At 59.4% G+C, this 17,746-nt stretch carries 14 protein-coding genes and 1 riboswitch; of the genes, 7 read left to right on the top strand and 7 right to left on the bottom strand.

Annotated features, from left to right (window positions below; genetic code table 11):
* Positions 1-12: 12 nt before the first annotated feature.
* The 5 genes from KDN35_RS12775 to KDN35_RS12795 all read left to right on the top strand — a co-directional run bounded on the left by KDN35_RS12775 (position 13) and on the right by KDN35_RS12795 (position 4,333).
* The gene (locus KDN35_RS12775; protein WP_171566833.1) at positions 13-819 is read left to right on the top strand and encodes a hypothetical protein; all 807 of its coding nucleotides are present in this window, start codon (positions 13-15) and stop codon (positions 817-819) included.
* 166 nt (positions 820-985) lie between these two features.
* A riboswitch (SAM riboswitch) is annotated at positions 986-1,100 on the top strand.
* A 148-nt stretch (positions 1,101-1,248) separates the two neighbouring features.
* Positions 1,249-2,463, top strand: a complete 1,215-nt coding sequence (locus KDN35_RS12780) for a 2,3-diketo-5-methylthiopentyl-1-phosphate enolase (protein WP_212132868.1) — start codon at positions 1,249-1,251, stop codon at positions 2,461-2,463.
* Positions 2,460-3,137: a 2-hydroxy-3-keto-5-methylthiopentenyl-1-phosphate phosphatase gene (locus tag KDN35_RS12785; RefSeq protein WP_171566831.1), complete on the top strand. Its 678-nt coding sequence runs from the start codon at positions 2,460-2,462 to the stop codon at positions 3,135-3,137. The genes KDN35_RS12780 and KDN35_RS12785 overlap by 4 nt, the downstream gene beginning before the upstream one ends.
* Positions 3,134-3,790: a methylthioribulose 1-phosphate dehydratase gene (locus tag KDN35_RS12790; RefSeq protein ID WP_212132869.1), complete on the top strand. Its 657-nt coding sequence runs from the start codon at positions 3,134-3,136 to the stop codon at positions 3,788-3,790. Before KDN35_RS12785 ends, KDN35_RS12790 begins: the two co-directional genes overlap by 4 nt.
* A gap of 30 nt (positions 3,791-3,820) precedes the next feature.
* Positions 3,821-4,333: a 1,2-dihydroxy-3-keto-5-methylthiopentene dioxygenase gene (locus KDN35_RS12795; RefSeq protein WP_171566829.1), complete on the top strand. Its 513-nt coding sequence runs from the start codon at positions 3,821-3,823 to the stop codon at positions 4,331-4,333.
* A 61-nt stretch (positions 4,334-4,394) separates the two neighbouring features.
* On the opposite strand, the gene KDN35_RS12800 is transcribed toward KDN35_RS12795, so the two are convergent.
* The 7 genes from KDN35_RS12800 to KDN35_RS12830 form a co-directional block, all read right to left on the bottom strand.
* Entirely contained in the window at positions 4,395-6,173 is a 1,779-nt protein-coding gene (locus tag KDN35_RS12800) for an acyl-CoA dehydrogenase family protein (RefSeq protein WP_171566828.1), read from the bottom strand.
* A 43-nt stretch (positions 6,174-6,216) separates the two neighbouring features.
* Entirely contained in the window at positions 6,217-7,395 is a 1,179-nt protein-coding gene (locus KDN35_RS12805) for an acetyl-CoA C-acetyltransferase (protein WP_171566827.1), read from the bottom strand.
* Positions 7,396-7,409: 14 nt separating this feature from the next.
* A complete protein-coding gene (locus tag KDN35_RS12810; RefSeq protein WP_212132870.1) occupies positions 7,410-9,818 on the bottom strand; it encodes a 3-hydroxyacyl-CoA dehydrogenase/enoyl-CoA hydratase family protein in 2,409 nt (802 codons plus the stop codon).
* Positions 9,819-10,211: 393 nt separating this feature from the next.
* Positions 10,212-11,306, bottom strand: a complete 1,095-nt coding sequence (locus KDN35_RS12815; RefSeq protein WP_212132871.1) for an S-layer homology domain-containing protein — start codon at positions 11,304-11,306, stop codon at positions 10,212-10,214.
* Between the two features lie 417 nt (positions 11,307-11,723).
* Complete coding sequence (locus KDN35_RS12820) at positions 11,724-13,388, bottom strand: putative ABC transporter permease subunit (protein ID WP_212132872.1); 1,665 nt, start codon at positions 13,386-13,388, stop codon at positions 11,724-11,726.
* Positions 13,381-14,106 carry an ABC transporter ATP-binding protein gene (locus tag KDN35_RS12825; RefSeq protein WP_212132873.1) on the bottom strand — a complete coding sequence of 242 codons (726 nt, stop codon included), beginning with the start codon at positions 14,104-14,106 and terminating at the stop codon, positions 13,381-13,383. Before KDN35_RS12825 ends, KDN35_RS12820 begins: the two co-directional genes overlap by 8 nt.
* A 138-nt stretch (positions 14,107-14,244) precedes the next feature.
* Positions 14,245-14,658, bottom strand: coding sequence for a hypothetical protein (locus KDN35_RS12830; RefSeq protein WP_171566822.1), 414 nt, complete (start codon positions 14,656-14,658; stop codon positions 14,245-14,247).
* Between the two features lie 602 nt (positions 14,659-15,260).
* Between KDN35_RS12830 and proB the strand changes: the two genes are divergently transcribed.
* A complete protein-coding gene (gene proB / locus KDN35_RS12835) occupies positions 15,261-16,388 on the top strand; it encodes a glutamate 5-kinase (RefSeq protein WP_212132874.1) in 1,128 nt (375 codons plus the stop codon).
* 32 nt (positions 16,389-16,420) lie between these two features.
* Entirely contained in the window at positions 16,421-17,734 is a 1,314-nt protein-coding gene (locus tag KDN35_RS12840) for a glutamate-5-semialdehyde dehydrogenase (protein ID WP_171566849.1), read from the top strand.
* Positions 17,735-17,746: the final 12 nt, after the last annotated feature.

Below are 17,746 nucleotides of genomic sequence, written 5' to 3' on the forward strand. Positions count from 1 at the left end.
AGGGGCGATTTGATGGGGTATGGCATCGACCTGCTGGAGCACATGCGGGCATTGGAGCAGAAACTGATACGGGAAGGACTGGACAGACCGCTGGAGTATATCCATTTCCGGTTTGCAGACAATTCCTTCCGCTACACGATTACGCCGCCCGACCTGCACGTCTTTGCCGAGACCGGCTGCGACGGCATTCATTACGGCTTTTTGACCGATTTCGGCCGCATCACAGATCTGGAAGAGGCCTCGATTGTTTGTGTCAGCCCGACGGACGACCCACCTTTGCGCATTATCGCACGTAATCTGGAAGACTTTTTCCGCCTGGTGGTGACGATCGGATCCGCCGGCGAACTTGGCAGTCTGGTGTCCGTCCGCACACCCCGGCAATGGGAGCGGTATTGGGCCGATCTCGCAGAAAGCAGGCATGAAGAGGCAACAGACCCGCAGTTACGAAACTTCGTTACGTGCCGCCAGACCGTTTTGCATCACATGCAGACAGACCTGGGCCTCGAACCGATTCCCGACGTCATGCGGTATCTGAACGACCTGGAGAGCCAGCGCCGATCCGCTGGCTGGATTCCGACCATCGACGGGCTGGGGGTCGTGCCAATTGACGGACCGGACGGAAAGCCTGCTGCTGACTACGTGTTTCCCTTTGCCGACACCAGCAGGGATCACATACCGCTGGACGACATACGCGCCTATCTGGCCGCCGCTCCGCCTGCACACCGATGCGCCTTTGCACGCGATGCCTTTTTCTGGTGGGTGGTGGACGAAACATCTGAACTGTGGCTCCTTCTCCATAACGTACACATCCAGCACTGAATCGGCGCCAGGGCCGGATTTACTACCGGCCGGACAACGCCAGGCCCGGCTCCCTGCAGCGTGACAACAGCCTGCACATTTCCACCGATCAAGGGTTGACTCCCTGCAAGGAACGTCATATCATGGGGGTAACTGCCAAGCAAAACCGCATAGCAGACGATTCACACTCTTATCACGAGCTGGCTGAGGGACTGGCCCTATGATGCCCGGCAACCGGCGCTTTCCCGTCTGGGGGCGTAACGGTGCTAAATCCTGCGGAAATGTTTTCCGAAAGATGAGAGGAGACGCTGACTGAACGACAACCGCCTCCCCTCCTCCATGGGGAGGTTTTTTGTTGGAACACAGCGGCCCTGTCCGGCTCGTCCACAGCACGGCGGCAATCCCGCCCGCAAGCCGGGAGGGCACAGCACAAGGAGGATCATCCCATCCATGAACGAACAACGCATCCTCGTCACCTATCTGACACAAGCGAAAGACCTGCGCAAAAAAGCAGAGGGGATCGCCGTCGGGATGACCGTCGGCACCTGGACTGACCTGCCCGCCGCCAAACAGGCGGAACTGAAACCGTACCTGGGCGAAGCGGTGGACGCTCAACCGCTGGAGACGCTGGAAAACGGGGAAACGCGCGGTCTGATCACCGTCAGCTACCCGGTGCGCAACTTTACCGCCGACATCCCGTCGCTGCTGACCGGCATCTTCGGCAAGCTCTCCATGGACGGCAAGATCAAGCTGATCGACGTGCAGTTCCCGGAAGCGTTTCTCAACGGCTTTCCCGGTCCCCGTTTCGGCATCGATGGCCTGCGCAAACGGCTCGGCGTGCATGACCGCCCGCTGCTGATGAGCATTTTCAAGTCCTGCCTGGGTATGCCGTTTGACGATCTGAAAGCCCAGTTCCGCGCGCAGGCGCTGGGCGGCGTGGACTTGGTCAAGGACGATGAAATCTTTTTCGCCGATGACCGCGCCCCGTTTCTGGAACGGATCAAGGCGTTTAAACAGATTGCCGCGGAAACGGAAGTACAGACCGGCAAACCTGTCCTCTACGCTGCCAATCTGACCGGTCCGGTGCACGAGTTGAACGAGCGGGCCAAGCGGGCCGTGGAGGCTGGCGCGGACTGCCTGCTGTTCAACGTGCTGGCGTTCGGCTTTGACGCCCTGCACCGCCTGAGTGCCGACCCGGACGTCCACGTGCCGATCATGGCCCATCCGGCACTGGCAGGCGCATTCTACCCGTCGCCCGACTACGGCATCGCCACGCCGCTGCTCTTGGGCAAAATGATGCGGATCGCCGGCGCCGACCTGGTGCTCTTCCCGTCGCCATACGGCAGCGTGGCTCTGGACAAGACGGAAGCCCTGCAGCTGGCCGAGCATCTGACCGCTCCCCTGAACGGCTTGCGGCGCGCCTTCCCGGTCCCGTCTGCAGGCATTCATCCCGGCCTGGTGCCCCAACTGTACGAAGATTTTGGACAGGATCAGGTGGTCAATGCGGGCGGCGGCATCCACGGCCATCCCGGCGGGGCGACCGCAGGCGGACGCGCGTTTGTCGCCGCGATTGACGCGGTCGTCGCCGGACGTTCGCTTGCCGACGCGGCAGCCGAGTCGCCGGAGCTGGCGGCAGCCCTGGAGAAATGGGGGGGCGGACGATGAGCAAATCGCTCGTGCTGTTCTGCGACTTTGACGGCACCATTACGGAAAAGGACAACATCGTCGCCATCATGCGCCGCTTTGCTCCCCCGCAGTGGGAGGCGCTGACGGAACAAATCCTCTCCCAGCAGGTGAGCATACGCGAAGGCGTGGGCAGGCTGTTTCAGCTCCTCCCTTCCTCGCTTAAGCAGGAGATTGTCGACTTCATCGTCGAGGATGCGGTGATCCGTCCCGGCTTTGCCGAATTTGTCCGCTTTTGCCGGGACGAAGGCATTGAACTGTTGATCACCAGCGGCGGCATCGACTTTTTCGTGGAGCCGATCCTCGCCCCGTTTGAGCTGAACGTGCCCATCTACTGCAACGGCAGCGACTTCAGCGGCGAGCACATCACCATCACGTGGCCGCACCGCTGCGACGAACACTGTGACAACGACTGCGGCATGTGCAAGACGTCGATCATCCGGAGATACGACCCGGACCGCCACTTCCGCGTGGTCATCGGCGATTCCGTCACTGATCTGGCGGGCGCCAAGATTGCCGATTTCGTCATCGCCCGTTCGCTGCTGGCGCAAAAATGTGCGGAACTGGGCCTTGCGCATCGGACGTTTGCCACCTTCCACGACGTCATCGACATTGTAAAAGATTTACGTACCAAACAGGAGGTCGGCTCACCATGACAGTGACTCTGGAACAACGCGCAGACGCGTTTCGCCGGCTGGACGAAGCGAAGCTGACGTTTGCCCGCCGCGATTGGTTTCCCGGCACCAGCGGCAATCTTTCGATCAAGCTCTCTAATGACCCGCTGCAGTTTGCCGTGACGGCCAGTGGAAAAGACAAGACCAAGCTCTCCCCGGAAGACTACCTGGTGGTCGACGGGGAGTCCCGCCCGGTCGAACCGACGACGCTCAAGCCCTCGGCGGAAACGCTGATCCACGCCGTGGTCTACAAGCGCATTCCGCAGGCGGGCGCCTGCTTCCACGTGCACACCGTGTGGAACAACCTCGTGTCCGAACTCTACTTCGGGCAGCGCGCCTTTTCCATTCAGGGGCAGGAGCTGATCAAGGGACTGGGCATCTGGGAAGAAAACGCGCGCATTACCATTCCGATTGTCGAGAATTTTGCCCACATTCCGACACTGGCAGCTGCGATCGAAAAAGTGATCACACCTGATGTCCCCGGCGTGCTGATCCGCAACCACGGCATCTACGCCTGGGGTGCCAACGACTTCGAGGCGAAGCGCCACCTGGAGTCGTTTGAGTTCCTGTTTGAGTACCACGTGCGCTGGCTGCAGCTTCGCCAGACCGCCGTGTCCCTCACACACCCTCAATAAATTGAAAATCATTAAAGGAGGTATTGCATCATGGCAAAAGTACGGTTTCACGACAACAACGAGTACATTACGGCACCGGAGGAAGTTTCTAAATTCCTGCAATCCCAAGAAATCATCTATGAGCACTGGGGAGTAGACCGCCTGGATGCCAATCTGCGCGACAACTACAACCTGACCGACGAGGAAAAGCAGCAGATTCTCGACGCGTTCCGCCCGGAAATCGAGGACATCAGCAAGCGGCGCGGCTATCTCACGGCCGACATCGTCGTCCTGTCCGATCAGACGCCCAACCTTGATGAACTGCTGGTCAAATTTAAAGCAGAACATCATCACACCGACGACGAGTGCCGCTTCTGCGTGGACGGCCACGGCATCTTTGCGATCAAAGGCAAGGACGGCCGCTACTTTGACGTGGAAATGGAGCCGGGCGACCTGATCTCCGTCCCGTCCTACTCCCGCCACTACTTCACGCTGATGGACGACCGCAAGATCAAGGCGATCCGCCTGTTCGTCACTCCGGCCGGCTGGGAAGCCATCTACTAATCCGAAAACGAAAAAAAACGAAGCCGAGGGACATCCCCTCGGCTTCTGTTCATTTCACCCGTTACAGCACGTATCCGTCCGCTTCGATAACGCGGTCGGCGATGGCCCGTTTCAGGTGGACGGTGTTGATCGGCGTCCGGCGGGTCAGCTTTTTCAGGATGGACAGGCGCATGCGCAGTTCGTCGCCCTCTTCCATCGCCGCCAGCGCCTCTTTTGCCCAGCCCTCGATCCGGTCAAACGCTTCGTGTACATACAGGGTGGCGAGATCCAGCTTTTGCCGCTCGTTTTCCACGCCGTTTTTCTCGATTGCCTTTTCCGTCCGCTTCACGACGCTGTCCATCGCGTACAGCTCGATCAGCATGTCGGCGGCCAGCGCCAGGAGTTCCTGCTCCTTGGCAATCGCCTGCTGGTACTTCATCAGCGCGGAACCGGCCACCATCAGGATGATCTTGCGGGTCATCTCGATCAGGTGTTTTTCTGCCGCCAGCGGCGCTTCCTCGATTTCTTCCGGATAGTAGCTCATCAGCTCTTCCTGCAGGCCGGCGGCTGCCTGCATCAGCGGCAGTTCCCCTTTCATCGCCTTTTTCACCAGCATGTCGGGGATCAGCAGGCGGTTGATTTCGTTCGTACCTTCAAAAATCCGGTTGATGCGCGAATCGCGGTACATGCCCTCGATCTCGTATTCCTGGATATAGCCGTATCCGCCGTGGATCTGTACGCCTTCGTCCACGCAGTAATCCAGCACTTCCGAAGCAAATACCTTGTTGATGGAGCATTCGATCGCGTATTCGGCGATGGCCTTGGCCACTTCACGGCCGTCCTCCGCCTTTTCGCCAAGAGCGGAGAGGGCGGCATCGAACAGGCCGACCGTGCGGTACACCAAGGATTCCGCGGCGTAGATTTTTGCCGCCATGGTGCCCAATTTGTTCTTGATGATGGAGAAGTTGGCGATCGGCGTTTTGAACTGTTTGCGCTCCTTGGCGTAGGTGGTCGCCAGATGCAGGGCGTGTTTCGCCGAGCCAACCGCGCCGACAGCCAGTTTGTAGCGACCGACGTTCAAGATGTTGAACGCGATCACATGCCCTCTTCCCGGCTCGCCCAGCAGGTTTTCCACCGGCACGCGGGCGTCTTCGAGAATGAGCGGACGGGTCGAGGAGCACTTGATGCCCATTTTCTTCTCTTCGGCGCCGACCGATACCCCCGGGAAGTCGCGCTCCACGATGAACGCGGAGAAGTGTTCCCCGTCAATTTTCGCATAAACGATGAAGATATCGGCAAAACCGGCGTTTGTGATGAACTGCTTGGTCCCGTTCAACACGTAATGCGTGCCGTCTTCGGACAATTTGGCCGTCGTTTTGGCGCCGAGCGCGTCCGAACCGGAGCCCGGTTCCGTCAGGCAGTACGCGGCAATCCGCTTTCCGGTGGCGAGATCGGGCAAGTAGCGCTGCTTTTGTTCTTCCGTGCCGAAGTACACGATCGGCAGGGAACCAATGCCGACGTGCGCCCCAAACGTAATCGCAAACCCGCGCCCCAGCGCAAATTTTTCGCCGATCAGAGCGGAACTGATCTTATCCAGGCTGACACCGCCGTACTTCTCCGGCACGTCGGCAGCCAGGAGGCCCAGTTCCCCCGCTTTTTTCAGCAGCGATACGGACAGCTCAAAGTTTTGCTGTTCCAGCTCTTCCATATGCGGACGCACTTCATTGTTGATGAAATCCTCTGTCGTCTGCGCGATCAGTTTTTGCTCGTCGGTGATTTCCTCCAGCACAAACACGTCGTCCGGCGAACCGGCATTGATCAGAAAGCTGCCGCCGCGAATCAGATCTTTCGTTTCAGCCATCAAATCCCTCTCCCTTTTTATAAAATGTGGTGTTTCTCCGTGCCTACAGCATTTCGAACACGCCGGCGGCCCCCATGCCGCCGCCAATGCACATCGTCACGACGCCGTACTTGCCGCCGCGCCGCTTCAACTCATTCAACAGGGAAACGGTCAGCTTCGCCCCGGTGCAGCCCAGCGGATGGCCCAGGGCAATCGCACCGCCGTTGACGTTTACTTTTGCCGGGTCGAGGCCCAGTTCGCGGATGACGGCGAGTGACTGGGAGGCAAACGCCTCGTTCAGCTCAAACAGGTCCACATCGGCCAGGCTCAATCCAGCCATTTTCAGCGCTTTTGGAATGGCGACTACCGGACCGATCCCCATCACGTCGGGATCGACGCCGCCCACCGTAAACGAGCGGAATCTGGCGATCGGGCGAACGCCCAGACTGTCCGCCTTTTCCGCCGACATCACCAGTACGGCGGCTGCGCCGTCGCTCGTCTGCGAAGAGTTGCCTGCCGTGACCGTGCCCTGCACGTGGAACACCGGCTTCAGCTTGGCCAGCGCTTCCAGCGAGGTGTCAGCCCGCACGCCCTCGTCCGTGTCAAAGACGCGCTCCGTGACGTGCAGCTTGCCGTCATCGTCCACGCGGTGCTGCTTGACGGTCAGCGGCACAATCTCGTCCCGGAACTTGCCGGCGGCGATGGCGGCTGCAGCCCGCTGATGGCTTTGCAGCGCAAACGCGTCCTGGTCTTCGCGGCTGACGCCGTAGCGCTTTGCCACTTCCTCGGCTGTGTGCCCCATGCTCATGTACGCTTCCGGCATTGTCTCCATCAGCGTCGGATTGAGCGCCACCTTGTGGCCGGCCATCGGCAGCAGGCTCATGCTCTCCACCCCGCCGGCCACGATCACGTCAGCCCCGCCGGCGATAATCTGCTGGGCGGCGTAGGCGATGGTCTGCAGGCCGGACGAGCAAAAGCGGTTGACGGTAATGCCGGGAACGTTGGTCGGCAATCCGGCGCGCAGGCCGATCAGGCGGGCCATGTTCATCCCCTGCTCGGCTTCCGGTACGGCCGTCCCCATGATCACGTCCTCGATCTCGGCCGGATTAAGCTCGGGGACGCGGCGCAACAGGTCGCTCACGACCGCAGCCCCCATGTCGACGGGATGCACGTCCTTCAGGCTGCCTCGCTTCGCTTTTCCCACCGCGGTGCGGGCGCCGGCGACGATCACTGCTTCTCTCATGTCTTTCCCCCTCCCTAGTTACGCAATGGCTTGTTTTTCATCAGCATGTGCTGCATGCGCTGCTGCGTCTTGGGCGTCTTGATCAGCTCGAGGAACGCCTGCCGCTCCAGCTCCAGGATGTAGGATTCCGTCACCTCGGTGCCGGCCGGCACGCTGCCGCCGGACATGACGTAGGCGATCTTGCTGGCGATCAGTTCGTCGTGATCGCTGATGTAGCCGCTCTTTTTCATCGAATAGATGCTTTGCCGCAGGGTGGCATACCCCGACTCGCCGATGACGCGAATCTTGCGCGGCCGCTGCGGTGTATACCCCTCCTTGACCATCGTCAACACGAGCTGCTTGGCGTCGTAGAGGAGGTGATCCTGATTGATGCTGATCCGGTCGCTCGGGCGCAGGTAGCCCAGATTGATCGCTTCCTTCCCGCTGGTAGAGACTTTGGCCATGGCAATCGTCTCGAACGCACGGGCCACGAACGGGAATGGATCAACCGGCACGGTGCCGCCTTCCGGTACTTGTTCCATCGCCCGGAACAGCATCTCCTTGGTGCCGCCGCCGCCGGGCAAGAGGCCTACGCCCACTTCCACCAGCCCCATGTAGGTCTCGGCGGCCGCCTGCACGCGGTCGGCCAGGAAGCAGACTTCCACACCGCCGCCGAGCGTCATGCCGAACGGCGCCGCTACGACCGGACGGTGCATGGTGCGCAGCGCGTTCCCCACCTTGTGAAACTGTCTGACCAACATGTCCAGTTCAAACCAGTTTTCGTCCTGCGCCTCCATCAAGGCCAGAGCCAGGTTCATGCCGACACAGAAGTTTTTGCCCTGATTGCCGATCACCAGTCCGAGGAAGTTGCGCTGCACCTCTTCCACGGCGAAGGCCGCCATCTGCAGCACATCCATGCCCAGCGCGTTGTGCGGAGAGGTAAACTCCAGGCAGGCCACACCGTCGCCCAGGTCCACCAGCGCGGCACCCGCGTTTTTCCTGATCAGCCGGCCCTGTTCCTTGAGTGCCGCCAGGTTGATCTGCTCTTTCTTTTCCTCGACGTCCTTGTAGCGGCCGCCGACGGCAAATACAGCCACACGCCCGTCCTGTTTCTGATAGAACGAGGTCTTGCCGCTCGCCAGCAGTTCCTCCACCAGCGCCGGGATTGTCTCGCCCTCTTCGCGCATGCGGGCCACCGATTTTTCCACACCGATCGCGTCCCAGGTCTCAAATGGTCCCAGTTCCCAGCCGAAGCCCCATTTCATCGCCCGGTCGACAGCCACGATGTCGTCGGCGATTTCGTACGCCTTGGCCGCCGAGTAGAGCAGCACCTTCTTGAAGACGCTCCAGAGAAACTCGCTCCCCTTGTCCTTGCCGTACACAAGCGCTTTCAGCTTTTCCGGCAGCGTCTTCGCCGTCTTGGCCGCCTCCAGCGACGGAAACTTCGCCTTGACGCGCGGACGGTATTCCAGCGTGTTGTAGTCGAGTACGAGAATCTCTTTGCCATTCTCCGTCTTTACCTGCTTGAAGAAGCCCTGACCTGCCTTTTGGCCGAGCCAGCCCTTTTCCACCAACTGCAGCACCAGGGACGGCACTTCGAAGATCGCTTTTTCCGCGTCATCCGCGGTCTTGTTTTTCACGTTGTTGGCCACGTGCACATACGTGTCCAGCCCGACCACGTCCAGCGTGCGGAAGGTGGCGCTTTTCGGACGACCGATCACCGGACCCGTCAGCGCGTCTACCTCGTCGATGCCCAGTCCGAGCCGCATCATCTCCTGGATCGAGACCTGCAGGCCGAACGTCCCGATGCGGTTGGCGATGAAGTTGGGGGTGTCCTTGCAGAGCACCGTTCCTTTGCCCAGCACGAATTCGCCAAAGTGCATCATGTAGTCGACAATCGCCGGATCCGTGTCGTTTCCGGGAATAATCTCAAGAAGTTTCAGATAACGGGGCGGATTAAAAAAGTGCGTGCCCAGGAAATGCTTGCGAAACTCGTCGGAACGTCCCGCGCATATCTCGTTGATGGAAACGCCCGACGTATTGGAGGAGACGATGGTGCCCGGCCTGCGGTGCGCCTCGACCAGTTCAAACACCTTTTTCTTTACGTCGAGGTTTTCCACGACCGCCTCGATGATCCAGTCAGCCTCGCCGAGATAGGACAGGTGGTCTTCCATGTTGCCGACAGTGATCAGGTCCAGGTTCGCCTTGTCGTAGAGCGGAGCCGGCTTTTCTTTCAGCAGCCGGTCCTTGCCGGACTGGGCGATGCGGTTGCGGACGACGGGATCAGCCAGCGTCAGTCCTTTCTTTCTCTCGTCCTCTGTCAACTCTCGCGGCACGATGTCCAGCAGGTAAACGGGGATGCCGACGTTGGCCAGATGAGCGGCGATGCTTGCTCCCATCACGCCGGAACCGAGCACGGCCGCTTTGTAGATGTTGCGTTCCATCCATTACCCTCCTCACTAAAGAAATGGGGTCCTGCGAAAAAGGCAAAACAGTCTGAACTTGCAGAGTTTTTCACGAAGGATTTCTACCTGTTCAAACGTATTCCTTTTTTTCGCCGCACATGTCACCCCTTGAATGAATGCTCATTCATTTTGCTGGTGTAAAAAAACACCCCACCGTATAAGCCCTCGCACCTGTGAGATGTTTGGCGATTCAGACGCGACTGAATGATCGCTCAGTTTTATTGTAAACGAAAAGGAGAGCGGTTGCAATCTTCATTTGCTGCTTATTCGCTCTCTCCCCTTCCCGGAAGTTTTCCCGCCGCAACAGCCAAAGACAGGGCAGGCGGCCACGTACAGGCAGCAAAGACGCAGCCGCCCCTGCCGTTTATGCCGTTACTTATGGATGATGTTGATCGACATCACCTTGCGGCCAAACGGATTTCCGTCATCCGGTTCCAGCAGGTACTCCAGCTCGTATTTGCCCACTTTGCTGTCTACGTAAGCTGCCGTGACCCACAGCTTGTTCTTGTCGGTGTCATCCTTGCGCAGCGTGAGCGTCACGCGATAGTCATGCAGCGGCACGCCGATTTTGTCGATGCTCTCCTGCGCAGACTTGCTCAGATACGCGTCCAGCCATTTCTCATTCTTTGTTTGGTGCGCATAGTTGGCGGCGGTTAGCAGCATGTTCACCGCTGTTTGCTGCCGATTTTGCGATTCCCGGAACTGTTTGGCGGCGTCTTCCGTGTAAAAATCGTACAGGCGCTTCAGTACGGTTGCAAACTCTGCGCGTGTCATGTTTTTGTACGGGTTAAACAGGCGCGTTTCGTTGAACAGATGGAATTCGCGAATCGCTCCCGCATAAGGCGAGGCAGTATCAGGATAATAGCTTGGCTGTTTCCATCCTTGGTACCCGGCGAAAAACGAGGCGACATCCTGCGACTTTGCATTCATGGTTCTCAACTTGTACGGGGCGAGCAGGTGAAAGAAGATCATGCTGGCTTCTTCCCGCGAAAGCGGATACTGCAGGAACTGGGTCGGCACCCACCAGTCGACCAGTTCTTTCTGCGGTGTTTTCATCAACTGCCCCTGCGAAACCAGATGGAGATAATAGAGAATCTTGTCACCCGGCCGGTATTCGTTGACAAAGCCTGTCTGGACGTCCAGCAGCACCTGCAGGTTGGCCGTCATCGCTTCGATTTCCTTTCGGAGCGGATACCTGTAATCGAGGTAAGCCTTCTGCTCGGGAGCAGCCAACGGTCCGTAGACGGCTTCAAAGACGCGGTTCGCCAGCACCAGCGCCTCGCCGCGGGTAATTGGCTTGTCCGGGTAAAAATGGCGCGTGCCGTTTCCCTTGTATATGCCCCGTTCGGTCAAGAACTGAATCTGCTCGCTGGCCCAGTGCCCCTTGACGTCGTCGTACGCGGTTTCGGCGTTTGCGCAGGGCACGATGACGACCTGGAACAACAGGCAAACCATGAGTACCCACAAAAGACTTCTCTTGAACATGATTTCTCCTTTCCTCTCCAAGTGAATTTGCGTCGAATGGTATGATTTGTACAGATGATTTCCGGGAAAAACTGCCTGTTTTACCGCCCAACCGCTGCTAAGTTATGAGAAAAAAATACCAACAGTTCCCACCTTTGTAAAGATAGCTTAAAAAATTTAGGATGGGATGCACAAGCTCTCCGCCTGACCCAATAGTCCGATCATCCTGCAATCAGGAAACATCATCCAGTTTTTAAGCTCTGTGTCGTGTGTCTTTCCGCTCCCTGTGCCGCACCAGGCCAAGCAAAAAACCGAAGGAATGACTCCTCCGGTTCAGCGTGCAGACAAAGTCCGCGGCACATGAGTGATGGGGCCCGCTTGGCTTTCTTTGCCCCATTTCTCCTTGCCATGCACTTTTTCTTACGACTTGATCTTCTCCATCCATTCTGGTCCTTTGGTCACCAGCACCCGCCAGAGCACCAGGTCGAAGACGGCAAACAAGCCAAACAGCAACAGGCTGATGCCGTACAGCGACGGCGTCACCTGGAACACCAGGTACAGCGTTGGCGCTGCGATGACCACCACGGCCGCCAACGAGAACAGCGTGTTCCAGTTCTGCTTGACCGCCTTCTGCTCTGAATCCCAGTCCAGTTTGGGCATCCTGAGGTCTATCATGATCCCGAACAGGTTGAGGAATACGATGCCCGGCAGGCTGGCAAGCAACGCGATCACGAGAAATTGCAGCGGCGGATGAAACACCAGCCCGAGGACGGCACACAGCAGCAGCATACTGATGATGCCCAGTATCGTGCCCGGCACCACTTTGGCCGCGATGATCTGCACGTAAGAAACAGGCAGGTACTTGTTGACGAAATAGGACTGCCCGTCGCGCGAGAAGGCCGTGGCGGAGACGCTGTTCATGACCGTCATGAAAATGGCGAGCACAAACAAGACCGCCACGCCAATTCCGGCAAAGGCGTCTTTCTGGAGAAACCGCCCCCACTCGCCCACTGTTTCAAACCCGTCCGGGCGGCTGAGCACGGGAATGAACACCAGCAAGGGAAACAAGAAGCAGGACAGGACGCAGTTGAGGAAAAAGGCGGGGGTGCGCAGCAGCACCTTCCATTCCTTGCTGGCGAACGCCAGCACAGGCGACCTTCGTCCGGTCAGCTTGTCAAACTCATCCCCGCTGACACGCCTGCGCCTGGCCGCCGTCTCGGAGATCCCCATGACACCCTTCAGGTACAAGCGGTCTCCCAGCATGACAAAGCCCGCGGCAAACACCGCCGACACCAGCACAAAGGCGAGCAGGTACCATAGGCCGGCGAGAGCTCCCGACTCGACAAGCGCCAACGCCCCCAGCCTGGTGTTCGGGAACAGTCGGGTGACCAGCGAAAGCAGGGCGTTATTATCCGAGATCAGCATTTGTGCCAACTGCTCGAAGCTGTGTTCCCCTGCGTTGTTCCGATTGATGGCAACTTGAACGCCAATCACGGCCGCGATCCCGATTACGCCGCTGATCAGGCGGAGCCGGTCCCTGCTTTTCCCCACGCTTGTCACCCGCATGAACAGCATGGCCACCAGCGAGGCGATGACCAGCGGAATGACCGGCAGCGTCAAAAAGACGACGGCCGCGTACAGGTAGTAGAGCGGTCCGGCGCCACTTTTCACCCCGTACGTAATCAGCAGCGGCAGCAGCAAAAACGCGGTCGGCACGTACTCGTACACCAGCGTGACGAGGAACTTTGCCCCGAGAATGTCGGACGGCTTGAGCGGCAGGGGCAGCAGGTGCTCCACGTCCTGCGAGTAGTAGTATACAGTCAGAACGTAAAAAAGGGCGAAAATCAGGATGCCCATACTGGCAATTGCCATCCCCATCCCCAAGAGCGCGCTCTGCTGCCCGCTCGCCGCCAGTCCGTCGTACAGGCCCATGACCCCCATCACGTATCCGGATATCATCGGAAAAAAGGCGACAGCCAACAGCAGGATAATCAGCGCATTTTTCCACCAATTCCCCCGCTTCCCGCTCAAAAGGCCGCTGCCGTTTTTCATCAACACCTTGGTCAACTTCCAGGTCCTATTCATGCTTCGTCAGCTCCAGGAACAGCCGTTCCAGCGATTCGCTGGAGCGGAAGTGCTCTTGCATCTCCTTGAACGTGCCGCAGAACAGAATCTCGCCCTTGTTGATGATGGCGACGCGGTCACACAGCTTCTCCGCCACTTCCAGCACGTGTGTGGAGAAAAACACGGTCCGGCCGCTGTCAGCGTGTTCCCGCATCATTTCCTTCAGGGTGAACGCTGATTTTGGGTCCAGCCCGGTCAGCGGTTCGTCGAGAATCCAGACTTCCGGATGGTGGACGAGGGCCCCCATGATTACGATTTTTTGCCTCATGCCGTGCGAATAACTCTGAATCGGATCAGAGAGGGCGTCGGTCATGTCAAACCGTTCGGCCAGCCGGGCGATCCGCTCCTTGCGCACGTCCTGCGGCACTCCGTACATGTCGGCCATAAAGGTGACGTATTCCAGCCCTTTCAGGCGCAAAAACAAGTCGGGACTGTCCGGCACATAACCGAACTGCCGCTTGGCCTCCAGCGGTTCGGTCCCGATATCTCGGCCGTTCACCCGGATGGTTCCCTCGTCCGGCCGGACGATGCCGGTAATCATCTTGATCGTCGTTGTCTTGCCCGCCCCGTTTGGCCCGAGAAAACCGAAAATTTCCCCGCGGGGAACGGTCAGGGTGAGGCGGTCAACCGCCTTGACAGTACCGCCGTAGCTCTTGCTCACGTCCACGAGTTCGATCATGGTCGTCCTCCTTTTGCCGGGAAGTGCGTCGTACTTACACGTAATACGAACCAGCCGATAATGAGTTTCGTATCTCCCCTGCCGCCTGCGGTTCTCCTGCGCCTGAGAAAAGAGCCGGCAAGAATGCCGGCTTGCGTGTTACTGCGGGATAAAACTTCCGTCGCGAAGCATGGTCAGCTCGCCCATGAAGAACGCCACGTCTTCCGATTCAGGCAGCTGGCCGTTTGCCTCCAGCGTCTCCAGACGGCGCAGCAGAAAGTTGGCAAAGTCGCTGATTTGCAGCGGATGCGCCTCCATGTCCGCATCGTCCAGCACCTCATATCGGGTCATGGCCTCCAGGTGGATCATGATGCGGAATCCGCCCAGTTCCCCCAGGTATTCCCGATTGTTCAGCGGCGATTTTTCCAGCTTTTGCAGCATGCTGACAATGTCATTGGCATACATGCTGGGAAACGCGACCATGTAGATGTCGCGAAGTTGCGATTCTTCCGTCTTAATCAGCAATACATCGATGCCGTCCATCTTTTTTTCCTTTTTCCCAAAACCGAACATGCCTATTCCACCTCAACTGTTTTTCAACCTCATTCCATGATAGCCATAATTTCTCCACGGAAACAACCCCTATCTCGCAACCAGCTCACATCGTTTTGCCGCACCGTGTTTGCGCGCTGTTTTTCGCGGGAAACATAAGCGCAATCACGAGTCAGACGGTGTCGGGAGCGGCAGCCGTAATCCGGACATGCGAAAAAAATATGTGCGCAAACCCCCTTGACATTTGCACAGGCCCACGCGAATAATTATGAATTAACAAACGCGATTGAACAAAAGTGTATAGCCTATGGCGATGACGGGGATCAGTAAAACCGCCCTTCAGGTACAGAGAGCGAGATTCAGCGGCTGAGAGATTTCGCCCATGAACCGGTTTGAACCCACCCCTGAGCGGCCAGGGATGACCTGGACAGGTTTCTTTCACCTGTTATCAAAGAAAGAGAGCCGAACGGTTTGGCGGCTGAACACGAGGACAACGCCTCGTGCTTTACGCCTGCATACCGTTAAATAAGGTGGTACCGCGGAAGAGAGATACCCTTTCGTCCTTATGTGTGGGATGAAAGGGTTTTTTGCTTTTTTGTTGCTGGAATGAGGAGGGTTACACGATGAAGAAGGGAAAAATGCGGCTGGTGGTAAAAGTGGGCAGCAGTTCGCTGGCGGCGCCGGGCGGCGGGTGCGATCCGGCGAAAATGTCCCTGCTCGTATCGGCCGTCAGCCGTCTTAGAGACGCCGGCCATCAGGTCGTGCTCGTCTCCTCGGGAGCGGTGGCGAGCGGCTTTCGGAAGCTGGGGTACCAACAGCGTCCCCGCACGCTGGCGGCCAAACAGGCAGCTGCGGCCATCGGGCAAAGCCTCCTGATGCAAACCTACACCGAACTGTTCGCCGCATACGGCTACACCGTGGCGCAAATCCTCTTGACCCGGGGCGACTTTTCCGACCGCGAACGCTATCAGCACGCCTTTCAGACGCTGTCTCTGCTGCTGGAGAAAAACGTCCTGCCGATCATCAACGAAAATGACACCGTCTCCGTGGCGGAGCTGACCTTTGGCGACAACGACATGCTGGGCGCGCTGGTTGCCGGTCTGGTACACGCCGACCTGTACCTGATCCTGACGGATACCGACGGGCTGTACGACAAGGACCCGCGCACCCACGCGGACGCGGTCCGCATTCCCTATCTGTCCGCCGTCACCGACGAAGTGGAGGCGCTGGCTGGCGGAGCCTCCCGATTGGGCACAGGCGGGATGCGCTCCAAGCTGATTGCCGCCAAGACTGCCCGGCAGTTGGGCGTTCCCAGCTTTATCGGCCGCCTGGCGCAGCCGTCCGACCTGCTTGACGTGCTGGATGGCAGCGGCAGCGGCACCTACGTCGGCTTCCGTCCCGAATCGCCCGCCGGCCACGCGCTGCCGACCCGCAAGCAGTGGATCGCGCTTCACTCCCCCGTCCGCGGGCGGATCAGCGTGGACCACGGCGCCGCCGAAGCTGTGCTGCTACACCAGCGCAGCCTGCTTTTGGCCGGCGTGCGGGACGTGGATGGCGCGTTTGCCTCCGGCGAGGTGATCGAGGTGTACTGCGACGGCCAAATGATCGGTCGCGGCGTCAGCCGCTGGAGCGCCGCCGAGCTGCGGGCAAAGCTCTCTGCCGCCAGTCCGCCGAAAGGCATCGTCATCCACCGCGACCAATGGACGGAAGCAGCGTGCTTTGCGGCAATCGGCGGCAGCGAGAGAACGTGAAGCAGGCGGGGGATTCCCTCGCGTTAAAGGAGATGAGGAATGTGGAGAAGAGCCAAACTGAGAAAAAACCACACATGGAGCAAAACCTGAAGGAACGCGTGTACGAACAGATCCGCCTGGCCAAACAGGCGTCGCGGCACCTGGCCTTGCTGTCCCGCCCGGAAAAGGACCGCGCCCTAAAGGCAATCGGCGAACGTCTGCTGGCTGACGAAGCAGCCATCCTCGCCGCCAACGAGCGGGATATGGCCCGTGCGGAAGCGGACGGTCAACCGGCTGCCTATCTGGACCGGCTGCGCCTGACGCCGGATCGGCTGCGCGATCTGGTCGAAGGGCTTGGCCAACTGGTCGCGCTGAACGATCCGGTGGGCGAAGTGACAGCCCAATGGACCCGGCCAAACGGTCTGGTGATTCAGCAGGTGCGGGTCCCGCTGGGCGTGATCGGCATGGTCTACGAGGCCCGGCCAAACGTCACCGTGGACGCCGCGGCGATTGCGCTCAAGACAGGCAATGCGATCGTCCTGCGCGGCAGCCGCAGTGCCCGGGAAAGCAACCTCGCCCTGACGCACAGCATCCGCGCCGCTCTGGCGGACAGCGGGCTGCCGGCAGAGGCCGTGCAGTACCTGCCCTATGACGCACACGAATCGGTCGATCTCTTGTGCACGGCCAACGGCTTGATCGACGTCGTCATTCCGCGCGGCGGCGCCTCGCTGATCAGCCGCGTACTGCGCACCTCCACCGTCCCGGTGCTGGAGACGGGCGTGGGCAACTGCCACATCTACATCGACCGAACCGCCGAGTACGCCATGGCGGAAACGATCACCCTCAACGCCAAAACGAGCCGCCCTGCCGTCTGCAACGCGGCCGAAACCCTGCTCCTGCACCGCGCCTGGCCTGAAGCGCACCGGCGCGACCTGTTGGCCCGTCTTATGGAGGCCGGCATCGAACTGCGCGCCTGCGAGGAGACGCGGCGGCTCCATCCGGAGCTGGCGGACCGGCTCGTACCCGCCACGCCGGCGGACTGGGATGCGGAATACCTTGGCTTGATCCTGGCCGTGCGCACGGTAGACAGCATGGACGACGCACTGGACCATATCTCCCGCCACGGCACCGGCCACTCTGAAGCGATCGTGGCGCAGGACGCCGCGCGAGCGGAACGGTTTCTCGCCGCCGTCGATGCGGCCGCCGTCTACCACAACGCGTCCACCCGCTTTACGGACGGCGGGGAATTCGGCTTTGGCGCGGAGATCGGCATCAGCACGCAAAAGCTGCACGCCCGCGGTCCGATGGGCCTGCCCGCGCTTACGTCCAGCAAGTACGTCGTGCGCGGCAGCGGACAGATTCGCTAACGGAAGGAGAAT

Source organism: Brevibacillus sp. NL20B1 (assembly GCF_018195675.1).
Taxonomy (GTDB): domain Bacteria; phylum Bacillota; class Bacilli; order Brevibacillales; family Brevibacillaceae; genus Brevibacillus; species Brevibacillus aydinogluensis.